Source organism: Pseudoalteromonas phenolica, assembly GCF_005886345.1.
In the GTDB taxonomy this organism is placed as follows: Bacteria; Pseudomonadota; Gammaproteobacteria; order Enterobacterales; family Alteromonadaceae; genus Pseudoalteromonas; species Pseudoalteromonas phenolica_A.
Genome location: NZ_PNEC01000047.1, coordinates 37544 through 61181, shown reverse-complemented (window position 1 = coordinate 61181; position 23638 = coordinate 37544). Strand labels below are relative to the sequence as shown.

Below are 23638 nucleotides of genomic sequence, written 5' to 3'. Positions count from 1 at the left end.
GACAAGCAGACAAGCAGACAAATATTATATAAAAACAGTAGTATGCAATACGGTATTAAAAAAAGAGGCTTAAACTCTGATTTCAATACAAAATGAGGGGTATCGTATGATTAAAAGATGCCAATTAAAGCTGGCTGAAAAATGCGTTACCGGGCCGATTTATATCTCAAAAATAACTTAGCAAGAGCTTCAATAAGCTAATCGCCTATTGAAGCTTTGAACTTTTATTACTCTGTGACAACTATCACGCAAATAGTACGAAAACAATCTGTTGGCCACCAAATTCCGCCACCGACTTTAGCCGTCATTTCAGGAGCTAGTTTAGCTTGCTCTTTCGATAATGATTTAATACTTTTTTTATTCAACTTTAACTTCATATAAACCTCTAAAAAATAAATATAATTAAAAAACAAAAACCCATTTAAACTCTATTCAAAACCCTATAAAAACTTGGCCTTTCACCCATATTCTTATTAAAACAATTCCTTAAATTTATATAACTACCAAAACCTGAAAGCACGGCTACTTTCTCAATTTCAATATCACTATTTTGTAAGTAATATTTAGCCTTTTCTAGTTTTAACTTAGTTAGCCAAGCTTTTGGTGTTGTACCAAATAGCTCTTTAAATTTTCGATCAAAAGCCCTTCTAGATAAGCAGGCTCGACTTGCAACCTGCTCAACTGTGAGCACTTTATCTAGATTCTTTTCGGCCCAAATCAATGCCTCCCTAAAATTATGAGAACTGGCTTGTAAATCACCTTCATATTCATTTTGCAACTGCATGAGATCAGCCGGGCATACCGCCATTCCTTTCATAACATCACTACCAACTGATATGCCGTATTTTAATTTTATAAGGTTTACTCCCCAGGTGATGAGATTAAGCCCACCATCTACGGCGAAAATTGAATTTCTAACTCGCCCATCTAGTGATTGTGCTACAAAAGAAAATACTCTTTCATTTTCAATTACATGAATTTCACCACCTTGATTTGCGCAACTTGATAAGGATTTTTGCGCTTGACGAAATGGTTCATTATTAAAACCACTGATAATTAAGACATCTGAGTCAAGAACTAAACCCAACTTTCCATGAAAGGGTAAGTTGTCAAGCATATCCAAGTGGACAAACTGACATTGCACACCTTTGTCAGATAAAGCTGTAGCACCAAACACTTCGTACAAGCAGCCAACATCTAACGACTTATTTTTACTATCGATTAATAATGTTACTTTTTTCATTTTGAACACCACACATTAACTCATTACGAAGTCTGCGCCCGAGACAGAATTAGACTTACTTTCCACACTCGATAGGGACAGGTTAAGAGGTTTTTTTACATCACTCGTTGCAACATGCGCGGGCTTATCTGAAGATATTAATTTCCCATTTAATAATTTGACGACTCTGTCAGCACTGGCGATGGTTTCAGGCCTATGTGCTATAATCACACGCGTTATTGCTAGTTTTTTCACCGCGGCATTTACCACCGACTCCAAGCGCGTATCTAAACTACTTGTGGCTTCATCCATGAAGAGCACTTTTGGCTCTCGATATAACGCACGAGCAAGCAGTAGCCTTTGAATTTGCCCACCAGACAGTGCGGCGCCCATATCACCAACTAATGTGTTAAAGCCCATTGTCATTCTATAAATGTCTTGATCTATCGCAGCTAAATTAGCAGCTCTCTTTACTTTTTCCATATCAATATAGGGATCAAAAAAGGCGATATTATCCGCAATTGAACCAGACAACAGTTGATCATCTTGCATCACTGCAGCGATTTGAGAACGATAGGTTGATAACCCAATATGACGAATGTCTTGGCCATCAAACTCAATAGCCCCTTTATCTGGTTCGAATAAACCCAGCATAATTTTCATTAATGTGGTTTTCCCACACCCAGAAGGACCGACTAATGCAACCGACTCTCCAGCAACAATTTCGAAATCTAATTCTTTAAAAAGCTGCTTATCCTTTTGATTATATTGGTAACAAATTCCTTTAAGTGTTAGGTTGCCTTTATACTCACGCTCTCTTAAGTGGCCACTGATATTGCTTTCTTTGTCAGTTAGCGAGATATCAGCTAATCGGTTGAAATGTAAGCTCAGCATTTTAAACTCAATAAACTTATCGATTAGGCTTTCCATTTTCTCAATAAACTGTCTTTTGTATGCCACGAACGCAAACAACATACCGATAGTAAAAGCACCTTCCATTATTAATTGAGCCGCAAAATAAACTACTAACACATTTTCAAGCCCAAAGATCACTTTATTAAATGCTTCATAGCCAATATTTAAGTGACCAACTTTAATACCTGCGTTCAAACTATCAGCATATTTGTTATGCCAAACACTTTGCCTTTGTACCTCGCGTCCAAACAGTTTAATTGTTTGGATCCCTCTCACAGTTTCCATAAAGTTAGTTTGTTCTTTCGCAAGATTAACTATCATCTCCTCCGACATTTGCCTAAGGGGCCTATACATACATACTCTAAATAGCGCATATGCAGTAATTGCCGATAGCACAACTAAACTGAGCTTGGGGCTATAAAGGTAAATCATCACTAAAGTAATAATCGCCATCACGCCATCGATCATTGCTTCAATGATCCCCTGCGTTAGCATATCTTTCACTTTTTGCAACGAGCCAAAGCGTGATACCACATCTCCAATGTGCCTTTTTTCAAAATATTGCAGGGGTAAACGAACTAAATGGTGAAATAGATTGGCGCCTAATTGAATGCTCATCAAATTACCAAAGTGGAGTAAGAGCGTGGAACGCACAGCACCAGAGACCATTTCAATAAACATTAATAAGCCAAAACCAATTGCTAAAATAACAAGTAGGTTTTGATCGTGACTCAGCAATACTTCGTCAACAACCAGCTGCATATAATAAGGAGAAGCAACCGCAAAAAGCTGTAAGAGCAATGACAAAACAAAAACTTTGGCCATGGTCGACTTCAACCCTGAAACTTTACTCCAAAAATTTGATAGGCTCAGGCTATAGCGGTTATCTTCAGACTTAAATTCTTTCGTCGGACTCAGCTCTAATGCGACCCCTGTAAAATGCTTAGAAAACTCTTCTAGTGAATATTTTCGTTTCCCTATCGCTGGGTCATGTATTTCAACAGAATTGCGACCCACTTTACTTAGCACAACAAAGTGACTCATGTTCCAATGTAAAATACAGGGCGTTTTTAATTTAGAGAGTTGCTCTGGCTCTAATCTAACCGCACGAGAACTAAGGTTTAACTTATCCGCTATGCGCATCAATTCTGGTAAATTTGCACCTTTTAAAGAAATCTCAAAGGACTGTCTTAGCGTTGTTAAGTCAGTTTTATAACCGTGGTAACCTGCAACCATAGCTAAGCTCGCCAGCCCACACTCAGCCGCTTCACTTTGCAAGATAAGAGGTAATCGCTTTCTATTGCTAAATTGCAGCAAATACATAGGATTTTCCATTAGATCATTCCTTTTATGCTATAAAGAGGCTCAAATAACCATTCAAATAAACTACGACTGTCTACCATGACATCGGCTTCTAATAACATGCCGGCTTGTAACGGAATTTCGTCCCCATAAGCACTGGCATGTTGTGAATCAAGCTCGACAATGACTCTATACATGGGTTCAGACAAGCTCACCGGTACATTCGCTTCTTGTGGTAATAAGATGGACTTTGAAATTTGTGAGACTGTTCCCTGATATATGCCAAAACGTTGATACGGAAAAGCTTGATAACGTATCCGTGTTTTTTGACCTTTTAAAACAAACCCATATGCGCGAGTTGGGACAAATAGCTCTGCCTGCAACACGGTATCTTCTGGCAGTATCGTCATAATTGGTACATTGGTTTTCGCCGCCATCCCTCTTTGCACCAAAATATTACTAACATACCCATCTCTGTAACTAATGATGTCAAAACCAGATTGAGCCTGAGTTTGAGAAATTTGCTGATCGATATTAGATAACTTGGCTTTTATGCCTGCGATGGTTTCTTCATTTGTTAAAGGAAGCTGCGCCAGGTCATAACTTAAATTTTTCTGTTGTTGCTCTAAAGAGGCTATTTTGTTTTTTATATCTTCATATTGTTGCTCGAGCAGTAACAGACTATCTTCTACTGCTTGTAGCTCTCTTTGAGAGGCAAAGTTTTTCTTATTTAATTCAACGGTGTCTTGATGTTTAACCTTATTTAAACTAATTCTCTCATCAAGTAGTGATTTTTGCCTTTGTGCAATCGATAGCTGCGTATCTAGATTGTTAATTTTAGAAGTAACTCGATCAACTTTTGAGCTCAGCGATGTCTTTTCATTGACCATGCTTTGCTGCAATAACTCTTTTTGTTGAACGAGTTGTGCTATTACTTTAGAGTTTAACTCCCCCCCAGATGCAATCACTCTCTCAGTTTTAACCCGAGCTAATAACTGACCCTCTTTGACAAACTCCCCTTCAGTCACATACACATCTTCTATCACACCTGTGTTGACCGGATAGACCTTACTCAAACCAGTTCTTGGCTTTAAGTAACCACTTACAACTTCTTTTTTGTGATATTGCCCTAGCATTAAATAACTGCTTCCAATTACAACTAAGCTTACAATAATTGCTAAGATCCAATTGAATGACATATGAGTCGCAATCGTTACTTCACCGTCTAACTTTTGCCCTTGGTGGTCGATTGCTTCTTTTCTGAATAGCTCTTTCATGACTCACCTACACATGAGGGAGGATAGAACTAGTGTGAATTTTCCAATCTTCACCTTCACGTACCAAGGCATGAATATTTGAAGAGCGCTTTGTCATATCTTGGCCACCAAGAGAGCTTGTGCAATCAACAAAGTCTCTGACAACTAACAGGTCATCTTGCTGTGCGATAAGTTCGATATCTGCAATTTTTAATACAAACTCGCATCGCTCTTTAAGCCCTTGAAAGCGTCTTTTATTGGCGTTTAAAAAAGGGCTCTCACCACTAAAAAAATGATCAAGCTCATCAATTCTGCCGTCGTTGATGGTGTTGTAGTAGTTTTCAAAATACTCTTGAAGTGTCATTGCTCTTTCCTTTCATTGAAGTTCTGCACCTATAGTGCGAATTAAAAGCTAAAACTTCAAACTCTCCAAAAAAACAAACAAAACAAACAATTTCAATAACTTAAACTCAAACCTTATCCGGTAATAATGCCTAAATAGGGTTATAAATAGTTAAATATCTTTTCCCTTGCACTTCATGTTTCATTCACTCCCTCTGTTTCTAAATGTCACATTGAATGCATTTAAGCCTTCACTCGCTACGCAAAATACATAAAACACGCCTTACCTAAAAAACGACACACCATCACCCTGGCCGAGCAATAGCCGTAACACAAGATAAAAACTGACAAGTTAGTTTTTCGCCGACGCCTTAATGAGCAAGTTACGTCAATGCCCTAACCATATTCACAAAGAACCAAAGGGGCAGTACTAAAAAACGGGCTATGTGTGGTTATGCACAACGTAGTTAAATCAATATGTGCAGCTTTTTAGTAACGCAACTCAGCGTGTAAAACTCCAAACTTATAAATAGTTAGCAGGTGTTTATATGCAAGCTCTAAGCGCTTTTAAGGCACTAACTGGAAAGACAGGTGAAATACAATAAGTAGAGGGAGCCACAAATGATAAAAGCACAAGCGGCGGCTTGTGCTTTGAACAACATAAGGAAATATAGAAAATAAAATTATAAATTGAATCTAAAGGTTTTTATTACATGACTGAGTATCAAACACCGCGTAAAGTGATTGCTTATCAAACTTGAAAGGCAAATCATCTTTTAATTTGAATAAGCCCCACCCTTGATAACTTCCAAGCCAACTTGTTCGAAACCGTTCACTGCTTAAACATAACGCGATATTCTTAAAGTGTTCTCCATAGCGAGCACCATTAAGCTCTATCATTCCTGAATTATGCTTGCTTAATATTTTAGCCAGTAACGTACCTTCTTTAAAATTATATGCTTCACCTTGCCCAGCTTTCGTCCAAGTTACTAAACCTGAAATGGGTGACTTTAAAGCGGCACGCTCTTGCTCTTGCTCTTGCTCTTGCTCTTGCTCTTGCTCTTGCTCTTGCTCTTGCCAATAAACAACCAAGTCAGTCCCTTGAGCAACATATTCATTTTTTGCTACTAAAAAGCGATAATTGTTACTGCCTGTAGGGGCATAAATTCTCTCTTCCAATGCGTCACTTATGATGACTGTTCGATCTTCCTGCGCAGCCACTTCAAGGCACGAAAATGTCGAAATCCCTATAATAATGAGAAAACTTTTATACATGTTTAACCCTAAATACACTGCTTACGGATATGTTGTTGGGCAAGATTGAGAGTGTGCTTCATTATTTTGTTTCATAAAACCAGCAGCAATTAAACGTGTTGCTTTTACGTCCAACTCTTTTAAATTTGATAGGTTCTTTAATTTTCTTTTATTCACTTTTAGATGACGCATGCTCCAATCCTTCACTAAATTTTTTGTTTTTGCAGAACGCTTGGCCCTGCCGTTGAGTGACTATTAATTTACGACAATTGGTGAAATTTGGAACTTATCAATGCTTATTTTGAAAGATAAGAATTAGACTTAAAATATTGAAATTGTTTACAAAAAAAACATTATGACTTCAATATTCCTTCATAACGTTATTTTTACCTCTATTGGGAGCGAATAGTCAAAATAAATATAGGTGGTAAGCACTTTGAGCGAGTCGTTGAAACTCATAAGTAAGTACGATGCAACCTTGTAGCTAGTGAAAGTATGCTAGCAAAAAGGGAGCGCAGCGCTGTACTCATGGCTTAATAAAATTGTTTTAATCGATAGGCTTGTTAAAGGGCTCAATGTAATGAGCCCGACAATGAAAGAGATTATAGCTTATTGGCTTGGATAAGATAATTAGACTTAGAAGAAACAATTTCAATCAGCGTCACACCTTTACTTTTAGTCGCTTCAATATTATTAATATGACCGGCTTCATCAAGTGTAAAAACAACTTCTTTATCTGAGTCTGAACCCATACTTGGGATACGATAAATGAACATCCCATCTGAGTGGTAAACGTGTCCATTCATAACCGTAAATGAATGCTTTCCTTTGCTCTTTGCGATGTCTCTTTCAGTTACCACTTCACTATTTTCAAGATCAAAAAACACTAACTTTTCTTTTAATGGTTTATACACGATTACAGTGTCTGAAATCTTATCAAACCAGGTACTTTCGGGAATAGCCAGCCGAGTTTGTCGCTTAGATTCTAAATGGTAGATGAATGCTTGGTGTTCGCCTGTTTCTGAGTCCTTGAGAATATAACCTATGTGATGAGCGTCAATGTAGCTCGCAAATAAAAGGGGCGATTGAAACTCTAGTAGACTAGTAAAACTTTTATTTTCTATTTCATAGATATCGATTCTGTTATCGCCTAGTAAAAGCACTTCCCCTAACTCCGATGAAATATCAATATTTTTGTAGGTGTCATTGGGTAATGACACCTGACTGCGTCTGCTTGTATCACCTATAACCAATTTATCTCTGCCGGATAAATGTGCAGTGAGGTTATTACTAGACGCGACTGAAAACTCGGCTTTATCGGAGTTAGCAAACGGTGTGAGTTTGTTACTCTCAGCAGACAGTTGATAGAGGTCTTGTTCATATGGGTTTGTGATTGCTAACAAATTACTATTCTTCATCATGTAAGCAATTAAGAAATTATCTACATTGGTAGGTTTTAACGTCGATTTTTGAGCATTATCTTCGAGAGATAAACTATAAACCTGTTGCTTTTGGCTATCAAACCAAGAAAATAATGAAGTATATGGGTCGTAATTTGCTACCCATACACGGTTTTTCACCACTGCTAACTTCGTTTGCTCGGTTCCCTCTGGATCACTCACAAACAGCTCTGAATGGCCATATTGTACTCGCTCAAAAAAGAGCTTATTAGAGACGGGATCATAGTGCAGCAGCTTATCGCCAAATGAGTTTAAGTTTGGGGAAGAAACCTGAAACTCATCGCCAGTTTCTAAATTAAGTATCATAATCACGGATAGCTCATCGCGATTTCGATAGTGATATTTGGTATAGGCGATATCTCCATTATTCAGTTGAGCAGCTCGATATAAACGCTTATCGCAATCGAATAAGTACTCTACACCTTGCCCCTCAGGACTCGCTATATCCGCGGCCCACACTTCACACTGATTGTCCGCTCGGTTCCTTCTATACAGCAATTTATCGCCATTTCGAGACCACCCAATAGGATACAAAAGTTCACCAGCATGACCAAAGCGTACCTCTTTGGCGGTTGCTAATTCTTTAATAACAACTCGACTCTCCTTGCTACCCTGTTTGCTTTGCATAAATGCTATAAACTGCTCGTTAGGATGAATAATCAAACCATTATATTGTTGTTCATTATTCCAAGTAAGCAATTGCATTTCATAGTCTTGCTCTTTCACCTCTGGGCTTGGTGACGTTTTTGGTATGGGAGATTGAAGGTAAATAAAAGCAACTAAAATAGCTAATAGAATACTCAATGAAGCTACAAGCTTAACCTTATTGGTTTGATTGGCTGGTTTTAAAGGGGGAACATCATTTGTAAATTCTTCCACAGGCGGCGAAACTAATGTCTCTTTTTCTTCCTCATGAAAAATATATTGAGGCTCTAAGAAAAAGCTATACCCTTTTCTGTAGTGTGTTTTAACGACTAATCCTTTTTGCTTTTCCGACTTTAATACTTTGCGTAATTCAGACACCGCTCGATTAATTGCGTTATCATCAACGTAGTGTTGACACCACACATCGTCTATTAAGTCCTTACGAGTAATTATTTGCTCATTATTGATAACCAAGTAGCTTAGTATCTTGAACAGCAGTGGCTCTAACTCTCTGATTGCATCACCATCAGAAATAGTCTGTCGTTTAGGGTCAAGGGTCCATGCACCAAACTTAACCTCTTTTACAGCTCTAGAAAAGCTAACCTCATTCATTCCGTGCATCTTTTTAGCCATTAATGTGTACCAATTTAATAGAATCCCCTTTTCAATTCAATCCTAGAATATGAATAAGAAATACCCAATGTACAGTTTGTAAATATAGATTTCAGATTTTAAAAAAAAGAATAAATAAAGCCTTAAAATCAGTAGATTAGAATAAAAAATAAAAAAGCCCGCACTTTGCAGTGCGGGCTTTTTAAACCAGATAGGATGTATTATTTGCGTAGCTGGCGAATAACACGTAGCTGAGCGATTGCTTCTGCTAACTGTACAGCTGCAGCATGCGTATCAAGCTCAGACGTCGTGCCTGAAGCCATTTGTGCTTGCGCTTCACGCTTAGCTTCTTCAGCAGCCTGCTCGTCAAGCTCTTCACCACGGATAGCAACGTCCGCAAGAACGGTTACTGTCTTAGGTTGAACTTCAAGCGTACCGCCAGCAACATAGATGATGTCTTCAGAACCATCTTGTTTAACTAAACGTACCATACCAGGTTTTAGGCCAGTCAATAGTGGCGCGTGACCAGGATGAATACCTAGCTCACCTTCACTACCTGTCACTTGAATAGTGGTTACATCACCAGAGAATACACTCTGCTCTGCACTTACTACGTCAAGATGTACTGTCATTGCCATAACACCCTCCTAAATTACATGTTTTTGGCTTTTTCGATCGCTTCGTCGATTGAGCCAACCATGTAGAAAGCTTGCTCTGGCATGTCATCGTATTCACCGTTTAAGATGCCTTTGAAGCCAGAGATAGTGTCTTTCAGTGAAACGTATTTACCAGGTGCACCTGTGAATACCTCAGCAACGAAGAACGGCTGAGATAGGAAACGCTGGATTTTACGTGCGCGAGATACAACTTGCTTATCTTCGTCAGATAGCTCGTCCATACCTAGGATCGCGATGATGTCTTTCAGTTCTTTATAACGCTGAAGTACAGTCTGAACGCCACGTGCTGTGTCGTAGTGCTCGTTACCGATTACTTGAGGGTCAAGCTGACGTGAAGTTGAATCAAGAGGGTCTACCGCTGGGTAGATACCTAGTGATGCGATGTCACGAGAAAGTACAACTGTTGCATCTAAGTGCGCGAACGTCGTAGCTGGTGATGGATCCGTTAAGTCATCCGCAGGTACGTATACCGCTTGGATAGACGTGATTGAACCAGTCTTAGTAGACGCGATACGCTCCTGAAGTACACCCATTTCTTCAGCTAGTGTAGGCTGGTAACCTACCGCTGAAGGCATACGACCTAGAAGTGCTGATACCTCAGTACCCGCTAGTGTGTAACGGTAGATGTTATCTACGAAGAAAAGTACGTCACGACCTTCGTCACGGAACTTCTCAGCCATAGTTAGACCCGTTAGTGCAACACGTAGACGGTTACCCGGTGGCTCGTTCATCTGACCGTATACTAGAGATACTTTGTCTAGTACGTTTGAATCGTTCATCTCATGGTAGAAATCGTTACCCTCACGAGTACGCTCACCAACACCTGCGAATACTGAGTAACCGCTGTGCTCGATTGCGATGTTACGGATAAGTTCCATCATGTTTACGGTTTTACCTACACCGGCACCACCGAATAGACCAACTTTACCACCTTTAGCGAATGGACATACAAGGTCGATTACCTTGATACCAGTCTCTAAAAGTTCTACTGAACTTGATTGATCTTCGTATGAAGGCGCAGCACGGTGAATTGACATACGCTCGTCTTCACCAATTGGACCTGCTTCATCGATTGGCTGACCAAGTACGTCCATGATACGACCTAGGGTCTTAGTACCAACTGGAACCTTGATTGGCTCGCCTGTGCCTTCTACTGAAGTACCACGACGTAAACCGTCAGTAGTACCAAGTGCGATACCACGTACCACACCGCCACCTAGCTGCTGTTGAACTTCTAAAGTCAAACCAGCTAAGTCGCCATCTGTAACTTTTAGTGCGTCATATACGGCTGGCACGTTGTCTTGTGGAAACTCGATGTCCACAACGGCGCCGATAATTTGGACGACCTTACCTAAACTCATGTCTATTCCTCTCGTTAAACTTTGCCGAAGCGTTATACAGCTGCCGAACCGCCTACAATCTCACTGATCTCTTGTGTGATTGCAGCCTGACGGGCTTTGTTATAAACAAGTTGCAGCTCATCCATTAGGTCGCCTGCGTTATCAGTTGCGGCTTTCATCGCAACCATACGGGCAGCCTGTTCAGAGGCAGCATTCTCAACTACACCTTGGTAAACCTGTGATTCAATGAAACGAACCAATAGCGTCTCTAGGATCGCTTCTGGGCTCGGCTCATATAGGTAATCCCAAGCGTGAGCTGATACTTTTTCTTCAGCTTTTGGCAAAGGTAATAACTGTTCGATCGTTGGCTCTTGCTTCATGGTATTTACGAATTTGTTGTATACCACGAATAAACGGTCAATTTTGCCTTCAGCGAATGCGTCTAGCATTACTTTTACAGGACCAATTACGTCCTGAATTGAAGGTGCATCTCCAAGACCCGCTTTCTTAGCGAGTAAATCACCGCCGAAACGTTGGAAGAAACCAGCAGCTTTGCTACCTAAAGTAGCGAATTCAGCTTCAACGCTTTTTTCTTTCCACGCCTGTACGTCTTGTGTGATTTTCTTAAACTCGTTTGAGTTTAAACCACCACATAGACCACGGTCTGTAGAGATAACAATATAACCAACTCGCTTCACATCGCGCTCTTCTAAGAACGGGTGCTGGAAGTCAAGATTTGCTTGAGCAACACGACCGATCACTTTGCGTAAGTTCTCAGCGTATGGACGGCTTGAAGCCACACGGTCTTGTGCTTTCTTCATTTTAGAAGCAGCAACCATTTCCATTGCGCTGGTGATCTTCTGAGTATTCTTGATACTCCCGATCTTGCTTTTAATCTCTTTTCCGCTGGCCATGACTCTCTCTCCGAATCAAGGTGAGCATTCTAAGAACACTCACCATCCATAACTAAATTACCAAGTTTGCGTTGCTTTAAACTTCTCTAGAAGTTCTTTAAGCTGCGCTTCGATCTCAGCGTTGTAGTTACCTGTTTCATTGATTTGAGCCATTAGCTCTGCGTAAGTGCTGTTTGCGAAACCGATTAGGCCTTCTTCGAAATCACCGATCTTGTTAATTTCGATGTCTTGTAGGAAACCTTTCTCAGCAGCAAATAGAGACAGAGACATTTCAGCAACAGACATTGGTGCGTATTGTTTCTGCTTCATTAGCTCTGTTACACGCTCACCGTGCTCAAGCTGTGCACGCGTTGCATCGTCAAGGTCAGAAGCGAACTGAGAGAACGCCGCTAGTTCACGGTACTGAGCTAGCGCTAGACGGATACCACCACCTAGTTTCTTAACGATTTTAGTTTGCGCTGCACCACCTACACGAGATACCGAGATACCAGCGTTAACAGCTGGACGGATACCTGCGTTGAATAAGTCAGTTTCAAGGAAGATCTGACCATCGGTGATTGAGATAACGTTGGTAGGTACGAATGCAGAAACGTCACCACCTTGAGTTTCAATGATTGGCAATGCCGTCAATGAACCTGTTTTACCTTTCACTTCACCGTTAGTGAACTTCTCAACGTAATCAGCGTTTACACGTGATGCACGCTCTAGAAGACGTGAGTGAAGGTAGAATACGTCACCTGGGTATGCTTCACGGCCTGGTGGACGCTTAAGTAGTAGTGAGATCTGACGGTAAGCAACAGCTTGCTTAGAAAGATCATCATATACGATTAGCGCGTCTTCACCGCGGTCACGGAAGTATTCACCCATAGTACAACCAGCAAATGGCGCTAGGAATTGAAGCGCTGCTGATTCAGAAGCAGATGCAACAACAACGATTGTGTTTTCAAGTGCACCGTGCTCTTCTAATTTACGTACTACGTTAGCAATAGTAGACGCTTTCTGACCAACCGCTACGTACACACACTTAACGCCTGTGTCTTTTTGGTTGATGATAGCATCGATTGCTAGAGCAGTTTTACCAGTCTGACGGTCACCGATTACTAGCTCACGCTGACCACGACCAACTGGGATCATCGCATCGATAGACTTATAACCAGTTTGTACTGGCTCATCTACTGATTGACGCTCGATTACGCCTGGTGCGATTTTTTCAACTGGCTCGAAACCATCGTTGTCTAGTGCACCTTTACCATCGATAGGCTGACCTAGTGTGTTAACAACACGACCAAGTAGACCACGACCAACTGGTACTTCTAAGATACGACCTGTAGATTGTACTTTTACGCCTTCTTTAAGGTCAGCGTAAGGACCCATTACTACTGCACCTACTGAGTCACGCTCAAGGTTTAGTGCGATAGCATAACGGTTGCCAGGAAGCTCGATCATCTCACCTTGCATACAGTCAGCTAGACCGTGGATGCGGATGATACCGTCAGTAACAGATACGATAGTACCTTCGTTACGTGCTTCACTAACAACTTCAAACTGTTCAATACGTTGTTTGATCAGTGCAGAAATTTCAGTGGAATTAAGTTGCATGCTCTTTTTCCCAATTACGATTGTAGCGATACCGCTAGGCGGTCCAACTTGCCTCGGACAGACCCGTCAATCACGGTGTCACCAGCTTTGATAACTAAACCGCCAACAACGGTTTCGTCGATGCTACAATTCAGCTTAACTTTGCGTGCGAAACGTTTTTCAAGTGCCGCGACCAGTTTGTCTTGCTGCTCAGCAGCAAGTTCAGTTGCAGAAACCACGTCTACGTCGATTTCTTTATCAAACTCTGCTTTAAATTCAGCAAAGATTTCAGCAACTGCTGGGATGGCGGCTAAACGTTCATTTTCGGCCATCAGCTTGATAAGATTTTGACCTTGTTCGTTGAGCTGTTCAGCACAAACTTTGATGAAAACATCAGCTTGTTCTGCAGCTGTTGGAATGCTAGCTAGTAATGAACTTGCTTGCTCATCGCTGGCCACTTGACCAGCGAAGAACAGCATTTCATTCCATGCTTCAACATTGCCTTTTTCAACGGCAAGTTCAAAAGCTGCTTTAGCGTATGGGCGAGCGATAGTAGTCAATTCAGACATGCTCAGACCCCCTACTTAAAGCTCAGCGACAAGTTTTTCAACGATGTCACTGTGTGCAGCTTGGTTAATCTCACGCTCTAAAATGCGCTCAGCACCAACTACAGAAAGCGTCGCAACTTGCTTGCGTAGCTCTTCTGAAACTCGGCTGCGCTCTGATTCAATTTCAGAGTGACCTTGAGCGATGATTTTTTCACGTTCTTGCTGACCACGCGTTGTCTCTTCGTCAACGATAAGCGCAGCACGCTTCTTAGCTTGTTCAACGATATCAGCTGCTTGAGCTTTCGCTTCTTTAAGCTGCTCAGCAGCTTGTTTACGCGCAACTTCAAGTTCTTGTTCAGCTTTATCAGTGGCAGCTAAGCCATCTTCAATCTTTTTCTGGCGAGCTTCAATTGCACCATTTAACGGTGGCCATACGTATTTCATACAAAATAGTACGAAAACCGTAAATGCAATTAATTCACCTATTAGAGTGGCGTTTAAGTTCACAACCGCTCCTCCTTAAAATAGTAAGCTGTTCAAAAATAATATTAAAGTACGAACAACAATACCATTGCGATACCAACACCGATCATTGCTACCGCATCGATTAGACCAGCTAGGATGAACATCTTAACCTGTAGTGAAGGTGCAAGCTCAGGCTGACGAGCACATGCTTCTAGGAATTTACCACCCATGTTACCGAAACCGATTGCTGTACCGATAGCACCGAAGCCGATAAGTAGAGCTACTGCGATGTACTTAAGACCTAATACTAGTTCCATTTTTATCTCCAAAGTTTTAAAAGTAAATTAAAGTTAAAGTTAATAAAATCTATAAATAATTAGTGGTTATCTGAGCTAGCCATGCTTAGGTAAACAATAGTCAGCATCATGAATACGAATGCTTGAAGTACGATTACTAAGATGTGGAATGCTGCCCAAATGAAATGCAACGGAAGCTGCATAAGACCAACTGCGCCGATAAGGATGAAAATCAATTCACCAGCGTACAAGTTACCGAACAAACGCAGAGCTAGCGAGAATGGCTTAGCAACCAGCGCAATTGTTTCAAGTAATAAGTTACAAGGGATCAAGAAAATCATGGCAATTTTGTTGTTAGAGCTGAACGGGTGAAGCGTTAATTCAGCAATAAAACCGCCAATGCCTTTCATCTTGATTGAGTAACCGATCATCAATAAGAACACACCAATAGCTAGAGCAGCTGTTAGGTTGATGTCAGTTGTTGGTACAATTTTCATGTACACATCGTGTGAGTCCATACCAAATGCCGTTTCACCAACGAAACCAGCAAATGCAGGTAAGAAGTCAACAGGAATAAGGTCCATCAGGTTCATTAAGAACACCCAAACAAAGATTGTTAGGGCTAATGGCGCAATTAGAGCACTTTTACCGTGATAAGTATCGCGGACGTTGTCGCCAACGAACTCAACGATCATCTCGATGAAGCACTGAAACTTGCCAGGTACACCTGTAGTTGATTTTTTAGCGGCGCTACGGAAGATCCATAAGAAAATAAGACCTAAACCGATAGACCATGCGAGGGTATCCACGTGCCATGTCCAGAATCCACTGTCCGCACATGCTTTATTGAAGGCTAAACCGGCATCGGTTGAACACATCTTAGCATTGGTCAAGTGGTGCTGAATATGGCTCGATAGAGTCACTTCTTCTGCAGCCATGTTTTATCCCAAAAGTTAATGATTAAAAAAAATCGGTGAAAACCACTGTGCAAACATCACTAATATATAACAACAGAAAAATGGCAAAGCCATGACAGCAAAGTGCTTAAATATTAGTGCAAACAAGCAAATGGTAATCAAAAATTTTAATCCGTTGCCTCGTTTTATCGAGTCAAACACTTGTTCTGCTTTACTGGCACCCATATATCTGAATGCATATAAAGCAAATACAAAATTAGGAAGTACCATAACTAGACCGCCAGCTAATGCTGAAGCGCCTGCTTGTACTCCCCAACCAACTAAAACTATTACTGCAGCGATTGTTGCTACGATACCCTGAAGTAAAACACCTTTTAATGCGGCACGCCTATATGGGCCTGCTAACGAATTTGTCACTTTTAATTTACCTTAATGACGCAAAAATTTATCAGGGTATGAAAACTGGCGAAATTATACTTATTTTTGGTGATTTTGCAACTTGCAGCGACGAAATGTGACACATTTTCAGCGCCACTTTCGTCTAATAATTATGCGTTAGGAAGGTTGTTGTAGATCTGGCTGAATTTGGCTAAGAATGCCATCTAATTCATCGAGATTTGCATAGGAGATAACCAGCTTTCCTTTGCCTTTTTGGTTGTAATTAATCTCAACTTTCGCCCCTAAATTTTCAGCCAACTGTTGTTCTAACAATTTGACATCCGGGTCTTTTTCTTTTGCTTGTTTTTTATCCACAGGTTCGAGGATTGAACGCACTAATTTTTCAGTTTCACGAACCGTAAGCGCTTTTGCAACAGCTGTTCGAGCCGCTTCTGATTGCAATTCACCAGTGAGTGCAAGTAAGCAACGGGCATGACCCATTTCAATGTCACCATGCTCTAACAATTTTTTTACATCATCATTGAGATTATTTAAACGCAATAAATTGGTGACCGTCGTACGAGATTTGCCAACCGCCTCTGCAACTTGCTGATGCGTTAATTCAAATTCATTCAATAGACGCTCAAGTGCAACCGCTTCTTCCATGGCATTCAGATCTTCACGCTGAATGTTCTCAATCAGTGCAATGGCAACCGCAGCTTCATCGGCAACATCTTTAACTAAACATGGAATAACATCGAGTTGCGCTAACTGTGCAGCACGCCAACGGCGTTCGCCGGCAATGATTTCAAATTTTTCATGGGCAATTTCACGCACGACAACCGGTTGCAGTACGCCCTGTGCACGAATTGAACTGGCAAGTTCTTCTAACGCTTCTTCAGACATGTCTTTACGCGGTTGGTATTTGCCACGCTGAAGCCACTCGATTGGTAAACGACGAAGTTCATTATCGGTTTGTGAAGTACTGGTTGTCGATGCAACTTCTTGCTCAGGTGCAGTGGCCGGTAATTCAGGTTCTGGTGCTGCTGCTTCAACAGGCACAGCAGGTGCTGGTTTTGCTGAACTCAATAAGGCATCCAAGCCTCGACCTAAACCACGTTTTTTTACTGACATTTATTATTATCCTCTCACGCAACAGCAGCCGTTTGCTGCTCTTTACGTCTTAACATTTCACCGGCTAAAGCTAAATATGCTTTTGCACCGCTTGATGCTCTATCGTAATACATGGCTGGCGCACCGAAACTTGGCGCTTCGGCTAAACGGACATTTCTTGGGATCACAGTACGGTATACTTTCTCGCCAAAGTGCTGTTTTAATTGTTCAGACACATCATTGGCAAGTCGATTACGCGGATCGTACATAGTGCGTAGAATGCCTTCAATCTGTAAGTTAGGGTTTACCAACTTAGCTAGCTGAGTGATGGTATCCATCAAGGCAGTTAGACCTTCTAATGCGTAATATTCACATTGCATAGGCACTAAAACAGAATCCGCTGCCGCCATGGCATTGACTGTCAGCATATTCAATGAAGGCGGACAATCAATAAAAATAAATTCATACTGATCTTGAACTGCCTCTAAGGCATTTCTTAATCGTACTTCTCGAGCGAATAATTCCATTAATTTAACTTCTGCTGCGGTAACATCACCGTTTGCAGCAATTAAATGATATTCGCCAGACGTTTCTTCACAAACCACGTCATTGATTGGTGTTTCTTCGATTAACAAATCGTAGATGGTGGCAACCTCGCCATACTTATCAACCCCGCTACCCATAGTGGCGTTACCTTGTGGGTCTAAATCGATAAGTAATACTTTACGTTTGGTTGCGGCCATTGATGCGGCAAGGTTTACGGCAGTGGTTGTTTTACCCACGCCCCCTTTTTGGTTTGCGATTGCAATAACTTTTGCCACTTTACCCTCAACTTAGTCTTTTGACAGAATAATTAAATGTCGCTCAGCATCTAATTTAGGCACATCTAAACTAATATCTTGTTCGAACTTGGTACCTGCTGGCAGGTTTTCAAGTTCTTCATCAGGAAATTGCCCTTTCAAAGCAACAAATCGACCTGAGTCATCAATTAAATGCGAACACCACTGCACCATATCTTGTAATGATGCAAATGCACGGCTTAGTACCCCGTCTAATTTAACACTTGGTTGATATTCTTCAACTCGAGACTGTACTGGCGTGACATTATCTAACCCTAATGCATGCTTTACCTGCATTAAGAAGCGCACACGTTTGCCTAAACTATCCAGTAATACAAATTGGGTATCAGGTAAAGCAATAGCAAGTACAATGCCCGGTAAGCCAGGGCCTGTACCTACATCAATATAATGCTTGCCTGTTAAGTGAGGCGCTACCACTAAACTATCCATGATATGTTTCACCATCATTTCTTTCGGATCACGCACAGAAGTTAAGTTGTAGGCTTTATTCCATTTATCAAGCAATTCGACATAAGCAACCAGTTGTTGCTGTTGTTTGTCGCTTAGCACAATATCCGTTTGTGCTAATAAAGAAGTCAGTAATGGTTGTAACACAGTCTACCCTTGCGGCTTATGCTGACTTACGAAGTAAGCCCTGCTTTTTCAAATAGACTAATAATAGCGAAATCGCTGCTGGGGTGATACCAGAAATACGAGATGCTTGACCAATAGTTTGCGGTCTGGCATCAGAAAGCTTGGCAACCACTTCATTCGATAAGCCACTTACTTGGCTATAGTCGTAGTCAGCAGGAATTTGCGTTTCTTCATGACGCATCAATTTTTCGATTTCATCTTGCTGACGAGCAATATAACCTGCGTATTTGGTTTGGATCTCAACTTGCTCTAATGCTTGCCAGTTGTCTGATTCAGATCCAAGCCCTTCGATTTTATATAGATCAGCTTGTGCTACTTCAGGACGACGGATCAGATCTTCTAAACTTGCTTCGCGCGTTAATGGCTTTTTAAGCAGCGCATTAACTTGGTCAAGTGCCGGGTGATCTTTGTGGATCCAAGTACTGCGAACGCGCTGTGTTTCTTGTTCCATCACTTCGAGTTTTTCATTGAAAGCCGCCCAGCGCTCATCATCGACTAAGCCTAGTTCACGACCTTTCTCTGTTAGGCGAAGATCAGCATTGTCTTCACGAAGAAGAAGACGGTATTCAGCGCGGCTAGTGAACATACGGTACGGTTCTTTAGTACCCAATGTTGCAAGGTCGTCAATCAGTACACCTGTATAAGCTTGGTCTCGACGTGGTGTCCAAGCATCTTTGCCCTGTACTTGTAATGCCGCATTCATACCTGCGATCAAACCTTGTGCACCGGCTTCTTCATAACCAGTCGTGCCATTGATCTGACCGGCGAAGAATAGACCATTAATAAATTTGGTTTCTAAAGATTGTTTTAAATCACGTGGATCAAAGAAGTCATATTCAATCGCATAGCCAGGGCGACAGATGTGCGCGTTTTCAAACCCTTTAATTGAACGAACAATATCGAGCTGAATATCAAACGGTAGACTTGTCGAAATACCGTTCGGATAAAGCTCATAAGATGTTAGGCCCTCAGGCTCAACAAAGATTTGATGTTTTTCTTTATCAGCAAAACGAACCACTTTATCTTCAATAGATGGGCAATAACGTGGACCAATGCCTTCAATGACACCCGCATACATTGGTGAGCGATGTAAATTATCACGGATCACATCATGGGTTTTTTCATTGGTATAAGTAATGTAACAAGGGATCTGTTGTGGGTGATCGCTTTGCTTACCCATGAAAGAGAATACCGGTGTTGGTGTATCACCCGGTTGTTCTTGCATCACTGAGAAATCAACTGTACGGGCATCAATACGTGGTGGCGTACCCGTCTTAAGTCTATCAACTCTGAACGGCAGTTCTCTTAAGCGTTTTGCTAATGCAATAGAAGGTGGATCGCCGGCTCTACCGCCAGAGAAGTTTTCTAAACCAATGTGAATCTGACCACCTAAGAATGTACCAACAGTTAATACAACACTTTGCGCACTAAAACGTAGACCCATTTGAGTCACAACGCCTTTAACTTGATCTTGTTCAACAATGAGATCATCACAAGACTGTTGGAAGATCTTCAAGTTTTCTTGGTTTTGCAAAATGTCTTGGATCGCTGCTTTATAAAGTGCGCGATCAGCTTGTGCGCGAGTTGCTCTAACTGCAGGTCCTTTAGACGAGTTTAAAGTTCTAAATTGGATCCCGCCTTTGTCGATCGCTTTGGCCATTGCACCACCAAGTGCATCAATCTCTTTTACCAGATGTCCTTTTCCGATCCCGCCAATTGCTGGGTTACATGACATTTGGCCTAAAGTATCCATATTATGGGTTAACAATAGGGTATTCATGCCCATGCGTGCAGCCGCTAATGCAGCTTCAGTACCTGCATGACCGCCACCAACAACTATTACATCAAAATGCTCATGATAAATCATCTACGGGATCCTACTTAAAACAACCGGTGAATTTTGAAAGGATGCGTATTCTACCTAGAAAAACTCAGAAGTGAAACGCTTAAATATTAAACAACCTAGAAAATATGAAAATGTGATCACTAAATATATATAAGGATCTTTTTAAAGATCTTTTATTAGATCTTACTATTAGTGATCGTGAGAACTGTGTGTAACTCTAACTACATCTTTAAAAGCATAAACTTAGATCAGATCAATAGATGTGAATTAGATCGGATCTTACTCGGTATAAGCGTTGATCAAATCGGTGTTTTATTCACAACCTCAGATCGGGAAATATTTATCCAAGGGATAAGTATGTGTAGATCAGCAGTTAGATCAAAGGTTATCCACAATCCGATCTAATATATGGGGATTTTGTGAATAACTTCTGTGTAAAAGATCTTTCTAATTATCTGCCAATTTCTCGATCAAGTTTGGCAACCAAGCTAAAGCGGTATCTTCTGGCAAGGCTTCATCAAGCACATTGATCTCTAATGGTGCTAATAAAGACTGTGATCCTTTACTTTTTAACAGTGCATCACAGTTCTTTGCTGCATAGTTATAGGTGTCGTAACTACTGTCGCCAATGCCAACCACGGCATGTTTGAGCTGTGATAAAGAAGATTGCGCTGTTATTTGCTCAATAAATGACAGTAAATTGTCTGGATAATCTCCAGCACCATAAGTAGAGGTTACCACCAGCCAGTTTGCCTGTTGGCAATCATCAAAATTTGGCTGTTCATGTAACACGGTTTCAAAACCTTGATCTTCAAGAGCTTCTTGAAGTTGCTCAGCGACATATTCCGCTGATCCCATCTGGCTACCTACAATGATGTCGACTTGCGGCATTTAACTCATCCTATCTACTTTGAGCGGCTATCATAATGTGCCTGTGGAAGAAGTAAAGAGGGGATTTAAACTTGGGATAACTTTTAATGCCTATGAAATCAGCGTTTTTAATTTAAGTTTCTGATTTGTAACGAATTGATAATTTATTACTCGTTGTTATTTAGTTGTTAATTTGTGGATAAACTGAGTGAAAGTTGCGTCTAGTTTATTTTCTTTGGTGAGTTAACTGGCTTAAAAAGATCTTCTTTAAGGTTTTTGTGGTGATATTTTAGCGATGTGGATAGGCTGCTTGTGTATAACTCGATCTTGTCTAATTTACTTTACTTACTTTTGGAGCTAAAAAATAAGTTTATATAATTAAATGTTCTATAAATTATGAAAATAGATCCGAATTGGATGATCAAAGGTCTGTTTATTGGTCTAATCAAAATGTGCTTTGCTGGTTGATCGGCCCTGAGGTTTGTTTTTTCTTGAGTGAGATCGCTTTTTGGTGACGTTTTTCGTCTGATTTAATCCAAGGAAGCCTTAAACCTTGGGCGTTCTGCAGCACTGCGATGAGAAGAGTTTAAGGTTTTTAACTTAATCAGAGCTTTGGTTATTTAATTTGATGAAATATTGGGCTGGCTATTAGGGAAATGAGCGCCACAATAGGGGGGATGCGGCGCTTGAAGTATGTATACCGTTATTTACCGATACAAAATGAGCTGAAGATCTTACCAAGTAGATCATCTGAGCTAAATTCACCGGTGATCTCATTTAAATGTTGTTGTGTGAGGCGTAATTCTTCGGCCAAGATCTCACCAGCTACATGCATTTCTAGCTGTGTTTGTCCGATATCTAAATGCTCGGCGGCACGCTCTAGGGCATCTAAGTGACGGCGTCTTGCCATAAACCCGCCTTCAGTGGCACCAGTAAAGCCAATGCATTCTTTAAGATGTTCACGCAGCAAATCGACACCTTCGGTGCTTTTAGCACTTAAACGAAGTAGGGGATACTGACCCGCTTTATCGAGATTTACCGCTTCATTTGAGAGATCGATTTTGTTGCGTACCACAGTCACTTTCATGCCATCAGGCAACTGTTGCATAAAATCAGGCCAGATCTGCACAGGGTCGGTTTCTGTGGTATCTGTGCCATCAACCATAAATAACACATGATCGGCTTGGCGAATTTCATCCCACGCGCGCTCAATACCGATTTGCTCAACTTTATCAGGGCTTTCACGAAGACCTGCTGTATCAATGATATGTAGCGGCATACCATCAATGTGAATGTGCTCTCTCAGTACGTCTCTCGTGGTGCCTGCGATGTCAGTCACGATGGCCGCTTCTCGTCCTGCTAGGGCATTCAGTAGCGATGATTTACCCGCATTAGGACGACCTGCAATCACCACGCGCATACCTTCACGCATAATGCTGCCTTGCTTCGCTTGTTGGCGCACTTCATCGAGTTGCGTGATGATGGCTGCTAAATCGCCAGCGACTTTGCCGTCTGATAAGAAATCAATCTCTTCATCTGGGAAGTCGATAGCAGCTTCAACATACATACGCAGGTGAATGACTTTTTCCACCAGCGTGTGAATGTGTTTTGAGAAATCACCTTGCAGCGAGTGTAAGGCACTTTTTGCTGCTTGCTCGCTGGTTGCATTGATCAAGTCAGCAATGGCTTCAGCTTGGGTTAAATCCATTTTATCGTTTAAGAAAGCACGTTCTGAGAATTCACCAGGTTGCGCTAAACGTACGCCTTCAATCTGACAGATTTCTTTTAACAGCATGTCTATTACAACGGGTCCACCGTGGCCTTGAAGCTCTAATACGTCTTCGCCAGTGAAAGAGTGTGGGTTATTGAAGAATAGGGCAATACCTTGGTCAAGCTGCGTACCCGCAAGGCTATTGAAAGAGAGGTATTCAGCATATCTCGGCTTTGGGCATTTGCCTAAAATCTTTTCGGCTACGTGAGTAGATAAGCTACCCGAAACTCGGATGATGCCTACACCACCACGACCGGGCGCGGTTGCTTGAGCGACTATGGTGTCTTGATTAATCATGGATTCTTTTGCTGAGCAATTACAATACTGCAATTGTACTCTAAAGCATCAGGGTCAGCCAGATTGGGCAGAGTTGAGAAATGTAAGTTATCAAGGCTGAAACAAAAACGCCTGCAATAAGCAGGCG

General features: G+C 41.2%; 23 protein-coding genes. All 23 read right to left on the bottom strand.

Features of this window, described 5'->3' with window-relative positions; genetic code table 11:
* Nucleotides 1-227: 227 nt before the first annotated feature.
* Nucleotides 228-377, bottom strand: a complete 150-nt coding sequence (locus tag CWB72_RS20635; RefSeq protein WP_171037338.1) for a hypothetical protein — start codon at nt 375-377, stop codon at nt 228-230.
* 44 nt (nt 378-421) lie between these two features.
* The gene (locus CWB72_RS16180) at nt 422-1243 is read right to left on the bottom strand and encodes a helix-turn-helix domain-containing protein (protein ID WP_138633483.1); all 822 of its coding nucleotides are present in this window, start codon (nt 1241-1243) and stop codon (nt 422-424) included.
* A gap of 15 nt (nt 1244-1258) precedes the next feature.
* Complete coding sequence (locus CWB72_RS16175) at nt 1259-3472, bottom strand: peptidase domain-containing ABC transporter (RefSeq protein WP_138633480.1); 2214 nt, start codon at nt 3470-3472, stop codon at nt 1259-1261.
* On the bottom strand, nt 3472-4716 hold the full coding sequence (locus CWB72_RS16170) for an HlyD family secretion protein (RefSeq protein WP_138633477.1): 1245 nt from the start codon (nt 4714-4716) through the stop codon (nt 3472-3474). Before CWB72_RS16170 ends, CWB72_RS16175 begins: the two co-directional genes overlap by 1 nt.
* 7 nt (nt 4717-4723) lie before the next feature.
* Entirely contained in the window at nt 4724-5059 is a 336-nt protein-coding gene (locus CWB72_RS16165) for a hypothetical protein (protein WP_138633474.1), read from the bottom strand.
* Nucleotides 5060-5733: 674 nt separating this feature from the next.
* Nucleotides 5734-6312 carry a hypothetical protein gene (locus tag CWB72_RS20630; RefSeq protein ID WP_171037337.1) on the bottom strand — a complete coding sequence of 193 codons (579 nt, stop codon included), beginning with the start codon at nt 6310-6312 and terminating at the stop codon, nt 5734-5736.
* 21 nt (nt 6313-6333) lie between these two features.
* Nucleotides 6334-6483, bottom strand: coding sequence for a hypothetical protein (locus tag CWB72_RS20625; protein WP_171037336.1), 150 nt, complete (start codon nt 6481-6483; stop codon nt 6334-6336).
* A gap of 410 nt (nt 6484-6893) precedes the next feature.
* Entirely contained in the window at nt 6894-9029 is a 2136-nt protein-coding gene (locus CWB72_RS16160) for a winged helix-turn-helix domain-containing protein (RefSeq protein WP_138633471.1), read from the bottom strand.
* A gap of 200 nt (nt 9030-9229) precedes the next feature.
* Nucleotides 9230-9646 carry a F0F1 ATP synthase subunit epsilon gene (locus tag CWB72_RS16155; protein ID WP_058031477.1) on the bottom strand — a complete coding sequence of 139 codons (417 nt, stop codon included), beginning with the start codon at nt 9644-9646 and terminating at the stop codon, nt 9230-9232.
* Between the two features lie 14 nt (nt 9647-9660).
* Nucleotides 9661-11046 carry a F0F1 ATP synthase subunit beta gene (gene atpD, locus CWB72_RS16150; RefSeq protein ID WP_058031478.1) on the bottom strand — a complete coding sequence of 462 codons (1386 nt, stop codon included), beginning with the start codon at nt 11044-11046 and terminating at the stop codon, nt 9661-9663.
* Between the two features lie 32 nt (nt 11047-11078).
* On the bottom strand, nt 11079-11939 hold the full coding sequence (gene atpG / locus CWB72_RS16145; RefSeq protein ID WP_138633468.1) for a F0F1 ATP synthase subunit gamma: 861 nt from the start codon (nt 11937-11939) through the stop codon (nt 11079-11081).
* Nucleotides 11940-11996: 57 nt separating this feature from the next.
* Nucleotides 11997-13538, bottom strand: coding sequence for a F0F1 ATP synthase subunit alpha (gene atpA / locus CWB72_RS16140; RefSeq protein WP_058031480.1), 1542 nt, complete (start codon nt 13536-13538; stop codon nt 11997-11999).
* Nucleotides 13539-13552: 14 nt separating this feature from the next.
* Complete coding sequence (atpH, locus tag CWB72_RS16135; RefSeq protein WP_058031481.1) at nt 13553-14086, bottom strand: F0F1 ATP synthase subunit delta; 534 nt, start codon at nt 14084-14086, stop codon at nt 13553-13555.
* 15 nt (nt 14087-14101) lie between these two features.
* Nucleotides 14102-14572: a F0F1 ATP synthase subunit B gene (atpF, locus tag CWB72_RS16130; protein WP_058031482.1), complete on the bottom strand. Its 471-nt coding sequence runs from the start codon at nt 14570-14572 to the stop codon at nt 14102-14104.
* Nucleotides 14573-14613: 41 nt separating this feature from the next.
* The gene (gene atpE, locus CWB72_RS16125) at nt 14614-14847 is read right to left on the bottom strand and encodes a F0F1 ATP synthase subunit C (RefSeq protein ID WP_004335261.1); all 234 of its coding nucleotides are present in this window, start codon (nt 14845-14847) and stop codon (nt 14614-14616) included.
* Nucleotides 14848-14906: 59 nt separating this feature from the next.
* Nucleotides 14907-15764: a F0F1 ATP synthase subunit A gene (atpB, locus tag CWB72_RS16120; RefSeq protein WP_130254906.1), complete on the bottom strand. Its 858-nt coding sequence runs from the start codon at nt 15762-15764 to the stop codon at nt 14907-14909.
* Nucleotides 15765-15779: 15 nt separating this feature from the next.
* The gene (locus CWB72_RS16115; RefSeq protein ID WP_130254907.1) at nt 15780-16160 is read right to left on the bottom strand and encodes an ATP synthase subunit I; all 381 of its coding nucleotides are present in this window, start codon (nt 16158-16160) and stop codon (nt 15780-15782) included.
* 138 nt (nt 16161-16298) lie between these two features.
* Entirely contained in the window at nt 16299-17255 is a 957-nt protein-coding gene (locus CWB72_RS16110) for a ParB/RepB/Spo0J family partition protein (protein WP_138633466.1), read from the bottom strand.
* Nucleotides 17256-17269: 14 nt separating this feature from the next.
* Nucleotides 17270-18055, bottom strand: coding sequence for a ParA family protein (locus CWB72_RS16105; protein WP_138633463.1), 786 nt, complete (start codon nt 18053-18055; stop codon nt 17270-17272).
* A 12-nt stretch (nt 18056-18067) separates the two neighbouring features.
* Nucleotides 18068-18688 carry a 16S rRNA (guanine(527)-N(7))-methyltransferase RsmG gene (gene rsmG, locus CWB72_RS16100; RefSeq protein ID WP_058031488.1) on the bottom strand — a complete coding sequence of 207 codons (621 nt, stop codon included), beginning with the start codon at nt 18686-18688 and terminating at the stop codon, nt 18068-18070.
* 16 nt (nt 18689-18704) lie between these two features.
* Nucleotides 18705-20594 carry a tRNA uridine-5-carboxymethylaminomethyl(34) synthesis enzyme MnmG gene (gene mnmG, locus CWB72_RS16095; RefSeq protein ID WP_138633460.1) on the bottom strand — a complete coding sequence of 630 codons (1890 nt, stop codon included), beginning with the start codon at nt 20592-20594 and terminating at the stop codon, nt 18705-18707.
* A gap of 426 nt (nt 20595-21020) precedes the next feature.
* A complete protein-coding gene (mioC, locus tag CWB72_RS16090; RefSeq protein ID WP_138568607.1) occupies nt 21021-21464 on the bottom strand; it encodes an FMN-binding protein MioC in 444 nt (147 codons plus the stop codon).
* A 682-nt stretch (nt 21465-22146) separates the two neighbouring features.
* A complete protein-coding gene (mnmE, locus tag CWB72_RS16085; protein ID WP_138633457.1) occupies nt 22147-23511 on the bottom strand; it encodes a tRNA uridine-5-carboxymethylaminomethyl(34) synthesis GTPase MnmE in 1365 nt (454 codons plus the stop codon).
* Nucleotides 23512-23638 lie beyond the last annotated feature (127 nt).

Bases quoted from the DNA above. Each gene is read 5' to 3' on its own strand.
- CWB72_RS16160 (WP_138633471.1), bottom strand. From the start codon at position 9,029: ATGGCTAAAAAGATGCACGGAATGAATGAGGTTAGCTTTTCTAGAGCT.
- mnmE (WP_138633457.1), bottom strand. From the start codon at position 23,511: ATGATTAATCAAGACACCATAGTCGCTCAAGCAACCGCGCCCGGTCGT.
- CWB72_RS16155 (WP_058031477.1), bottom strand. From the start codon at position 9,646: ATGGCAATGACAGTACATCTTGACGTAGTAAGTGCAGAGCAGAGTGTA.
- mnmG (WP_138633460.1), bottom strand. From the start codon at position 20,594: ATGATTTATCATGAGCATTTTGATGTAATAGTTGTTGGTGGCGGTCAT.
- mioC (WP_138568607.1), bottom strand. From the start codon at position 21,464: ATGCCGCAAGTCGACATCATTGTAGGTAGCCAGATGGGATCAGCGGAA.
- atpH (WP_058031481.1), bottom strand. From the start codon at position 14,086: ATGTCTGAATTGACTACTATCGCTCGCCCATACGCTAAAGCAGCTTTT.
- atpB (WP_130254906.1), bottom strand. From the start codon at position 15,764: ATGGCTGCAGAAGAAGTGACTCTATCGAGCCATATTCAGCACCACTTG.
- CWB72_RS20635 (WP_171037338.1), bottom strand. From the start codon at position 377: ATGAAGTTAAAGTTGAATAAAAAAAGTATTAAATCATTATCGAAAGAG.
- CWB72_RS16175 (WP_138633480.1), bottom strand. From the start codon at position 3,472: ATGGAAAATCCTATGTATTTGCTGCAATTTAGCAATAGAAAGCGATTA.
- atpA (WP_058031480.1), bottom strand. From the start codon at position 13,538: ATGCAACTTAATTCCACTGAAATTTCTGCACTGATCAAACAACGTATT.
- CWB72_RS16180 (WP_138633483.1), bottom strand. From the start codon at position 1,243: ATGAAAAAAGTAACATTATTAATCGATAGTAAAAATAAGTCGTTAGAT.
- CWB72_RS16110 (WP_138633466.1), bottom strand. From the start codon at position 17,255: ATGTCAGTAAAAAAACGTGGTTTAGGTCGAGGCTTGGATGCCTTATTG.
- CWB72_RS16165 (WP_138633474.1), bottom strand. From the start codon at position 5,059: ATGACACTTCAAGAGTATTTTGAAAACTACTACAACACCATCAACGAC.
- CWB72_RS20625 (WP_171037336.1), bottom strand. From the start codon at position 6,483: ATGCGTCATCTAAAAGTGAATAAAAGAAAATTAAAGAACCTATCAAAT.
- CWB72_RS16170 (WP_138633477.1), bottom strand. From the start codon at position 4,716: ATGAAAGAGCTATTCAGAAAAGAAGCAATCGACCACCAAGGGCAAAAG.
- atpE (WP_004335261.1), bottom strand. From the start codon at position 14,847: ATGGAACTAGTATTAGGTCTTAAGTACATCGCAGTAGCTCTACTTATC.
- atpG (WP_138633468.1), bottom strand. From the start codon at position 11,939: ATGGCCAGCGGAAAAGAGATTAAAAGCAAGATCGGGAGTATCAAGAAT.
- atpD (WP_058031478.1), bottom strand. From the start codon at position 11,046: ATGAGTTTAGGTAAGGTCGTCCAAATTATCGGCGCCGTTGTGGACATC.
- CWB72_RS20630 (WP_171037337.1), bottom strand. From the start codon at position 6,312: ATGTATAAAAGTTTTCTCATTATTATAGGGATTTCGACATTTTCGTGC.